Genomic DNA, 8,505 nt, shown 5'->3' on the forward strand with positions numbered 1-8,505 from the left:
CGGCCCACCCACCACCCGCGACCAGGGCGGCCATCGCCGCGGAGCCGACGACCGCGAACGTCGTCGACACCCCGCTGACGGCGTCGATGTCGTCGACACCCACCGCGACGGCCAGCGCCGCGACCGAGCCGGCCGCACCCACCAGCCCGAAGCGGCGTACGCCGACCCGTGGGTGGGCGCCGAGCACGAAGAACACGGCGGCGTAGCCGAGGTCGGTCACGATGGCGAGCTCGCCGGCGGCCAGCTGGCCGATCCCGCCGCCCGCGGCCAGGACCGCCATCGCCACCCAGGAGATGCGGCGTACCGCGATCGCGAGACCCATCGCCAGCGTGACCAGGACCATCGGCGTCGACTGCTGGATCGCGACGGCCCCGCTGAGCACCGTGAACACAGCGGCCGCGACGACGTCGAACACGACCTGCCCGGGGCGGGGCCGGGACCGCTCGCCCCAGAGGTCGTGTGCTCCGGGGTCGTGTGCGTCCGCCACCCTGGTGAGGTTAGTCAGGCCACGGCCGCGTCGAACTGCGAGCGGTAGAGCCGGGCGTACGCGCCGCCGCTCGCCAGGAGCGCGTCGTGGTCGCCCTGCTCGACGATCCGGCCCTCCTCCATCACCAGGATCAGGTCGGCGTCGCGGATCGTGGAGAGCCGGTGCGCGATGACGAACGAGGTGCGGTCCGTGCGCAGCGCCGCCATCGCGTGCTGGAGCAGCAGCTCGGTACGGGTGTCGACCGACGAGGTCGCCTCGTCCAGGATCAGTAGGGCGGGGTCGGCGAGGAACGCCCGGGCGATCGTGATGAGCTGACGCTCGCCGGCCGACAGGTTGCCGCCGTCCTCGTCGACGACCGTGTCGTATCCGTCGGGGAGCGAGTGGACGAACCGGTCGACGAAGGTCGCTCGCGCCGCCGCCAGCAGCTCCTCCTCGCTCGCCTCGGGCCGGCCGTAGAGGATGTTGTCGCGGATCGTGCCCGCGAACAGCCAGGTGTCCTGGAGCACCATGCCGATCCTGCTGCGCAGCGCGGACCGCGGCATCGCGGTGATGTCGGTGCCGTCCAGGGTGATCCGTCCGCCGTCGAGCTCGTAGAAGCGCATCACCAGGTTGACCAGGGTGGTCTTGCCGGCGCCGGTCGGCCCGACGATGGCGACGGTCTGGCCCGGGCTGGCGACCAGGGAGAGGTCCTCGATCAGCGGCTCGGCGGGGTCGTAGCTGAACGAGACGTGCTCGAACCGCACCTCCCCGGCGCCGGTGGGCGGGACGTCGGACGTGCTGTCCGGCACCTGCTGGTCGGCGTCGAGCAGCTCGAAGACCCGCTCGGCCGACGCGACGCCCGACTGCAGCAGGTTGACCATCGAGGCGATCTGGGTGAGCGGCTGCATGAAGGTGCGTGAGTACTGGATGAACGCCTGCACCTCGCCCAGCGTGAGCGTCCCGTTGGTGACCCGCAGGCCGCCGACCACGGCGACGACGACGTAGTTCAGGTTCCCCACGAAGAACATCACCGGCATGATCAGGCCGCTGACGAACTGCGCCTTGTACGACGCCTGGTACAGCTCCTCGTTCTGCTCGGCGAACTCCCGCTCGACGTCGGCGCGCCGGCCGAAGACGTTGACCAGCGCGTGGCCGGAGAACGACTCCTCGATGTGGGCGTTGAGGCGGCCGGTGCGGCGCCACTGGGCGATGAACTGGCCCTGGGAGCGCCGCATGATCCGCGAGGTGACGAACATCGAGATCGGGACCGAGACCAGGGCGATCAGGGCCAGCAGCGGCGAGATCCAGAACATCATCGACAGGACCGCGACGACGGTCAGCAGCGCGGTGAGCAGCTGGCTCATCGTCTGCTGGAGCGTCTGGCTGATGTTGTCGATGTCGTTGGTGACCCGGCTCATCAGCTCGCCGCGGGGCTGCTTGTCGAAGTACTCCAGTGGCAGGGCGTTGACCTTGTCCTCGACGTCGGAGCGCATCCGGCGCACGGTGCCCTGCACCACGTCGTTCAGCACGTAGCCCTGGCCCCACGCCAGGACCGAGCCGCCGGCGTAGACCGCCACCACCTGGAGCAGGGTCGTGCGGACGGCGTCGAAGTCGACCGCCCGGTCGGCGAGGAACGCGTCGAAGACGAGGTCGGTCGCGTGCCCGAGCAGGCGGGGTCCGTAGGCCAGCAGGAACGCGCTGCCGACGGCGAGGGCGACCACCGCCAGGGCACGGCCGCGCTCCGGAGCCATCCGCCACATCAGGCGCTTGGCCGAGGCCTTGAAGGTCGCCGCCTTCTGGCCGACCATCCCGCCGCCCATCGGGCCGCGACCGGGGCCGGCCATGGGGGCCTCGATCCGCTCGGTCTCCTTCATCTCGGCGCCGCCCTTGGGGGCGGGACCCGGCGGGGACGCGGTGGTGCTCATGCGGCCTCCTCGGCGGTCAGCTGGGAGGTGACGATCTCCTGGTAGGTCGCGCTGTCGGCAAGCAGCTCGGTGTGCGTGCCGCGGCCGACGACCCGGCCGTCCTCGAGCACGAGGATCAGGTCGGCGTCCCGGATCGAGCTGACCCGCTGCGCCACGACGACGACGGTCGACTCCCGGGTCTCGGGCCGCAGCGCGGCCCGCAGCCGCGCGTCGGTCGCCAGGTCCAGCGCGGAGAACGCGTCGTCGAACAGGTAGATCTCGGGGCGGCGTACCAGCGCCCGGGCGATGGCGAGCCGCTGCCGCTGGCCACCGCTGACGTTGGTGCCGCCCTGCACGATCGGTGCGTCCAGGCCCTCGGGCATCCGCTCGACGAAGTCGCGGGCCTGCGCGACGTCCAGGGCGTGCCAGAGCTCGTCGTCGGTGGCGTCGGGCTTGCCGTGCAGGAGGTTGCTGCGGACCGTCCCGGTGAACAGGAACGCCTTCTGCGGCACCAGGCCGATCCGCGACCACAGAGCCTCGGGGTCGAGGTCGCGGACGTCGACGCCGTCGATGCGGACCGTGCCCGAGGTGGCGTCGAAGAGCCGGGGCACCAGGTTGAGCAGCGTCGACTTGCCGGCACCGGTCGAGCCGATGATCGCGACCGTCTGGCCCGGACGGGCACTGAGGTCGACGTCGCAGAGGACCGGCTGCTCGGCTCCCGGGTAGGTGAAGGAGACGTCCTCGAGGTCCAGCTGCCCGCGCAGCTCGATGCCGGTCACGCCGTGGGCCGGCGGCACCACGCTCGGCTCGGTGTCGAGCACCTCGGCGATCCGGTCCGCGCAGACCGACGAGCGCGGGATCTGCATGAGCATGAACGTCCCCATCATCACGCTCATCAGGATCTGCATGAGGTAGCTCAGGAACGCGGTCAGCGCCCCGACCTGCATCTGGCCCTCGTCCACGCGGTGCCCGCCGAACCAGATCACCGCGACGCTGCTGAGGTTGATGACCAGCATCACCAGCGGGAACATCGTGGCCATCCACCGGCCGGCCCGCACCGACACGGCGGTCAGGCCGTCGTTCGCCTCGGCGAACCGCTTGGTCTCCCGAGGCTCCCGGACGAACGCCCGGACGACCCGGATGCCGCTGATCTGCTCGCGCAGGATCCGGTTGACGTCGTCGATGCGGGTCTGCACCTCGCGGAAGCTCGGCACCATCTGCGACACGACGAGCCCGACGGACAGGAACAGGGCCGGAACCACGACCGCGAGCAGCCAGGACAGACCGAGGTCCTCGCGCATCGCCATCACGATGCCGCCCACCATCATGATCGGCACCTGCACGGCGAGCGAGCACGTGAGCAGCGCGAGCATCTGCACCTGCTGCACGTCGTTGGTCGTGCGGGTGATCAGGGACGGTGCGCCGAACTGGGCCACCTCGCGGCCGGAGAAGGCGCCGACCCGGTGGAACAGCGCGCCGCGCAGGTCCCGGCCGAACGACATCGCCGTCCGCGCCGCGAACGAGACGGCCACCACCGAGCAGAGCACCTGCAGCAGCGAGACACCGAGCATCACCATGCCCACACGCAGGATGTAGTCGTTGTCGCCGACCGCGATCCCGTCGTCGATGATGTCGGCGTTCAGGCTCGGCAGGTAGAGCATCGCGACCGTCGAGGTGAACTGGAGCACCACGACCACAGCGAGCCACTGCTTGTACGGCGCCAGGTGGGTGCGCAGGATCCGGAGCAGCATCAGTCGTCGTCCCTCGTCGGTCGGAGCACGCCGTGCAGGATCACGTCGACGATCTCCTCCGGGGTCAACGGGCTCTGCTCGGTCAGGTGCGGGTGGCTCGCGGCGAAGGTGAGCCCGCGCACCAGCTCGGCGACCCGGTCGACCGGCAGCGTGAACCGGCCCGCGTCGGCGCCGATGAGCGACAGCACCCCGCTGTCGTGGAGCCGCCGGCGGGCCTGCTCGTCCTGGAACTTCGCCGGGGGCTTGGGCATCCCCATCGCCGCCATCAGCCGGAAGATGCCGAGGAACCGGCCCTGGAGCAGCGTGGTGTAGGCGAGCAGCCGGTCCCGCAGCGGCAGCGCCGGGTCGATCTCCGCCACCCGGGCGAGGAAGGCCTCGCGGTCGAGCTCGCGCTCGAGCACCGCGTCGAAGAGCTCGTCCTTGGTCGAGAAGCTCCGGAAGATCGTGCCCTCGGCGATCCCCGCCGCCTCGGCGATCAGCTTGGTCGTCGTGCTCTGGCCGTGCTGGTAGAGCAGCGGCCGGGTCGCCGTGATGATCGCCTCGCGGCGGTCCTCGGGCGCCAGGGGCTTGGCCCGCTCGCGTCGTGCGGCTGCGTTCACACACGCCATGTTAGGTGAGTGAGCACTCACTCACCAGTGGGATTGCTCAGCCGGTCGGGCGGTCGCCTGTGATGCCGCGCTGCGATCATGCCGACGGGCGCCACGTCAGGTGGACGTCCTCATCGTGGTGACCAGTGCCCGAGCTGTCAGGCGTGCGGAAGGTCACCCATACCCCCTTCTTCGGCTGCGGGGTGCCGTTGGGCCTGGTGCTCACACCGAGGAGATGGACGGTACGGCGGCCGGATCGTCTGACAAGGACCAGGCGCCCGGGGGCAGTGATCCTGTACGTGCCGGAGACACTCATCGGCTTGCCACGGCCAGGGAAGATCCTCAACGCGAACGCACCCTGGCGCTGGAGGGTCAGCTGATAGTGCGGCTGCCAGTCGAACTGCTTCACCTCGCCCCCGCTCCAGCGACCACTGAACCGCTTGCCGGCCTCGGGATAGGCGACGTGATCGGTGAGGAACCGTTCGCTGCTGTACGAGTCGTCATCGTCGGCAGGGTTGCCTCGGCTGATCCAGAGCTTCTTGCCTACGACTTTGCCCGGAAAGGCGCCCACGACCACCAGACCGGTGCTCTCGTCGTACCTGTATCGGACGCAGCCGTCGGCCAGGTCCTCGTCTGGCCTGCTGCACCGAGGCGCACCGCCGTCGGGCGCGCCGAACAGGGCGGTGTCCGCGTCGACGAAGGTCAAGAGGTGATCGGATGACGTACGTCCGTCTCCCCCCTCGAACCTGGCAAGGTCGGTATAGCCGTACGCAACGCCCGTGAGATCACCAGTGGCCGGGATGGCATCGCCGCCGGCTGCGTACAAGAGAGGGCCGACCTGACTGTCCGGGACGGTGTTGTCGCTCGACACATGGACGACCACGTTGTGGAACCCGCCGGTGGAGTAGGCCTTCGTGGAGAAGGTGAATGACGAGGTCGGACCAGCGATCTCGATGACTGCCGGATCAGCGATCACGCCCTCGCCCGTGAACTCCAAGCGCACGTTCGAGATGGGCCCGCCGGTGACCACCACCTCGCCGGTGTACGCCGGAGCGTTCGACGAGTGCGTCAGGTGGGGCAGGCCCGTGTCTCCGTCGAACGCCACGGTCAGAGACGGCGCGGCGGCGGTTGCCTGCGTGCCACCTCCCGGAGTGGAGCCGACAGCCATCACGACCGCCACGGCAAGGAAGAAGCGCCTTGTCCTCATCGACTTCCCCTCAGGTTGTTGGTCTCACTCGGTCTGATGCGCAGCGGAATGATCTGGTTCTCCAGGCTGCGAGACCGGACTGGGCTCAGCGCTCGTGCAGGCGCGGCCTCTCCTAGCTGCGCACCCGCTCGACGAAGGCCAGCGCGTTCCGCCGCAGCCGAGCCACGCGCTCCTCGACCGACAGCGTCTCGTGGGCGGTGGTCATCGCCGGCGGCGGCAGCAGGCCGCGCGCGTACGCCGAGCACTGCAGCGAGGCACAGATGTCGAGGCCGACGGTGTTGCCGTCACGGCCGGCCTTGCCCGCCCTCCGCGCCACCATCAGGGCGACTCCCTGACCGGCATGCGTCGTCGTGCACAACGAGCACATCCGAGCCCGGCGCGGACCGGCGCCCGACGGGTTGCGGCGCAGCACGACGCCGACCGGGCCGTCGTCCGTGGCGACCACGAGGTGGGCGGCGAGCGGCGCCTTCGGGTCGACCCAGCCGAGCAGGTCGAGGCGGTCCCAGTCGAGCGCGTCGAGGTCCGGCAGGTTCAGCCGCTGGACCTCGCCCTTGGACGCGTTCACGAACGAGTCGCGGACCTGCTTGTCGGTCAGCGGCTCCATGACGCACAGCATGGCAAGCCCCGGAAGGGCCAGAGTGGTCCGTGATGTCCGGGCCCCTCCCCGGGCCCCCCATGTACCGGTCCTCACGGACCACCCTGACGTCTGGGTGGCCGCTGTCGGACGTTGGTCCTACGGCTGCGGTTCCGCGACCCCCTCGGTGGGGACAGGAGCGGCCGGTGCCGGAGCAGGCGCCGGTGTCTCCAGGGAGGCGAGCAGGGCCCGGAGGCGGTCCTCGTTGCGCTCGAGGACCTCGAGGTTGACGTCCGCGGCGCCGGGCTGGCCGTCCTGGTACTCGAACGGGTTGTCCAGGTCGCGGATCAGGCTGACCAGGTAGATGAGCAGGTAGGAGATGAGCCCCACCAGCACCAGCTGGGTGACCACCTCCTTGAACTCGTGGGAGTCCTCGGCACCGAGCTCGGTCACCACCAGCACGAACATCAGCAGCACCGCGGTGACCTCGGCGATGAGGTAGCCGGCGGCGACGTACGACGTACGCCGCATCGTGTCCATCCGCAGCACGGTCTTGCGGATGTTGGACTGCTCGGTCTTGAGCCTGGTCGTGAAGCCGGCCTGGATCACCGGCGCGAAGACCCGGTAGGGCTCGTTCAGCGCGCGGATGTCGGTCAGCACGTCGTCGAGACCGCGGTCGTGGACCAGCCACCCCCGGACCGAGCGGCTGATCTCGACCAGCTGCTGCAGCGCCGTGCGCGCCTCGGGGAGGTGGAACTCCTTGTCGGTGATGAGGCACTCGTCCGCGATGGTCTCGAGGGCGGCGGCCACCTCGCCCGGCAGCTTCTCCGCCTCCTTGAAGTCGCCGGCGGTGCCGTTGAGGAGGAACCCGAGGATGAACACCTCAGCGCCGATGGCGCCGGCGAGGAGCGGGCTCAGCTGGAACAGGTGGGCGTCGGTGACCTCGATGACCAGCTTGACCACCAGCACGACGAGGACCCACGGCGCAGCGGCGATCAGCAGACGCGGGTTCCCGCGGAACAGGCTTCGAGTCACGGTCGCTCAGCCTAGGACCAGCACAGCGCCGACGGCATGGCCCGAGCGGGCTATTAGGGAGCCAGCCGCTCGGTGCGCCAGCCGGCGCCCTCGCGGCGATAGACGAGCCGGTCGTGCATCCGGCCCGGACGGCCCTGCCAGAACTCCACGACCTCCGGCCGGACCAGGTAGCCGCCCCACTCCTCCGGGGTGGGGACGTCGGCGCCGTCGAAGCGGGCCTCCAGCTCGGCGTACTCCCGGGCCAGCTCGTCGCGGCCGGCCACGGGCCGCGACTGGTGCGAGGCCCACGCCCCGATCTGGGAGGCGCGCGGCCGCTGCGCGAAGTAGGCGTCGACGGCCTCCTGCGGGAGCGGCTCGGCCGCGCCGTCGACGCGCACCTGGCGCTCGAGAGGGTGCCACGGGAAGAGCACGGCGCACTGGGGGTTGGCCAGCAGCTCGACGCCCTTTCGGGAGCGCGTGTTGGTGTAGAAGGCGAAGCCCTCGTCGGTGACGCCCTTGAGCAGCACCAGCCGCGACGACGGACGGCCCTGGGCGTCGGCTGTCGACACGACCATCGCGTTGGGCTCGTGCAGCCCGGCCGCGTGCGCCTCGTCGTACCACCGGCGGAACATCGCGATCGGGTCCGCGAGCAGGTCGTCCTCGGTGAGACCCCCGCGGGTGTACTCGGCCCGGGCCGCGGCCACGGAGTCAACTGGGTCGAGCGGGTCCGTCATGCCTCGATCATGCACCGGTCATGGCGCGCGCAGGGCGTGGGGCAGAATGCCCGCATGGCTGACGGACCAGAGGTACACCACGGGCTCGAAGGGGTCGTCGCGTTCGAGACCCAGATCGCCGAGCCCGACAAGGAAGGCTCGGCGCTCCGCTACCGCGGGGTCGACATCGAGGACATCGTGGGCCGGGTCCCGTTCGAGAACGTCTGGGGGCTGCTGGTCGACGGCTCCTACACCCCCGGCCTCCCGCCGGCCGAGCCCTACAACATCG

General features: G+C 70.4%; 9 protein-coding genes. 1 reads left to right on the top strand and 8 read right to left on the bottom strand.

Going from position 1 to position 8,505, the window contains the following annotated elements; translation table 11 throughout:
- The 8 genes from JHD21_RS18105 to pdxH all read right to left on the bottom strand — a co-directional run.
- Positions 1 to 487: hypothetical protein (locus JHD21_RS18105; RefSeq protein ID WP_292678008.1), on the bottom strand; the 487-nt coding region annotated here is incomplete at its 3' end.
- A 14-nt stretch (positions 488 to 501) separates the two neighbouring features.
- Positions 502 to 2,391: an ABC transporter ATP-binding protein gene (locus JHD21_RS18110; protein WP_292678010.1), complete on the bottom strand. Its 1,890-nt coding sequence runs from the start codon at positions 2,389 to 2,391 to the stop codon at positions 502 to 504.
- Positions 2,388 to 4,121, bottom strand: coding sequence for an ABC transporter ATP-binding protein (locus JHD21_RS18115; protein WP_292678012.1), 1,734 nt, complete (start codon positions 4,119 to 4,121; stop codon positions 2,388 to 2,390). The genes JHD21_RS18110 and JHD21_RS18115 overlap by 4 nt, the downstream gene beginning before the upstream one ends.
- Positions 4,121 to 4,720 carry a TetR/AcrR family transcriptional regulator gene (locus JHD21_RS18120; RefSeq protein WP_292678014.1) on the bottom strand — a complete coding sequence of 200 codons (600 nt, stop codon included), beginning with the start codon at positions 4,718 to 4,720 and terminating at the stop codon, positions 4,121 to 4,123. The genes JHD21_RS18115 and JHD21_RS18120 overlap by 1 nt, the downstream gene beginning before the upstream one ends.
- An 85-nt stretch (positions 4,721 to 4,805) precedes the next feature.
- Entirely contained in the window at positions 4,806 to 5,888 is a 1,083-nt protein-coding gene (locus JHD21_RS18125) for a hypothetical protein (protein WP_292678016.1), read from the bottom strand.
- A 139-nt stretch (positions 5,889 to 6,027) separates the two neighbouring features.
- A complete protein-coding gene (locus tag JHD21_RS18130; protein ID WP_292678018.1) occupies positions 6,028 to 6,519 on the bottom strand; it encodes an FBP domain-containing protein in 492 nt (163 codons plus the stop codon).
- A 129-nt stretch (positions 6,520 to 6,648) separates the two neighbouring features.
- Positions 6,649 to 7,524 (bottom strand): hypothetical protein, encoded by an 876-nt coding sequence (locus JHD21_RS18135; RefSeq protein WP_292678020.1) that lies wholly within the window; start codon positions 7,522 to 7,524, stop codon positions 6,649 to 6,651.
- A 53-nt stretch (positions 7,525 to 7,577) separates the two neighbouring features.
- Positions 7,578 to 8,237, bottom strand: coding sequence for a pyridoxamine 5'-phosphate oxidase (gene pdxH, locus JHD21_RS18140; RefSeq protein ID WP_292678022.1), 660 nt, complete (start codon positions 8,235 to 8,237; stop codon positions 7,578 to 7,580).
- 54 nt (positions 8,238 to 8,291) lie between these two features.
- Here pdxH and JHD21_RS18145 point away from each other — a divergent pair.
- Positions 8,292 to 8,505: citrate/2-methylcitrate synthase (locus JHD21_RS18145; RefSeq protein WP_292678024.1), on the top strand; the 214-nt coding region annotated here is incomplete at its 3' end.

Origin of the sequence: Nocardioides sp., from assembly GCF_016462705.1 — a bacterium.
Classification (GTDB): domain Bacteria; phylum Actinomycetota; class Actinomycetes; order Propionibacteriales; family Nocardioidaceae; genus Nocardioides.

Coding starts and splice junctions, on each gene's coding strand:
- JHD21_RS18110 (WP_292678010.1), bottom strand. CDS start 2,391: ATGAGCACCACCGCGTCCCCGCCGGGTCCCGCCCCCAAGGGCGGCGCC.
- JHD21_RS18115 (WP_292678012.1), bottom strand. CDS start 4,121: ATGCTGCTCCGGATCCTGCGCACCCACCTGGCGCCGTACAAGCAGTGG.
- JHD21_RS18130 (WP_292678018.1), bottom strand. CDS start 6,519: ATGGAGCCGCTGACCGACAAGCAGGTCCGCGACTCGTTCGTGAACGCG.
- pdxH (WP_292678022.1), bottom strand. CDS start 8,237: ATGACGGACCCGCTCGACCCAGTTGACTCCGTGGCCGCGGCCCGGGCC.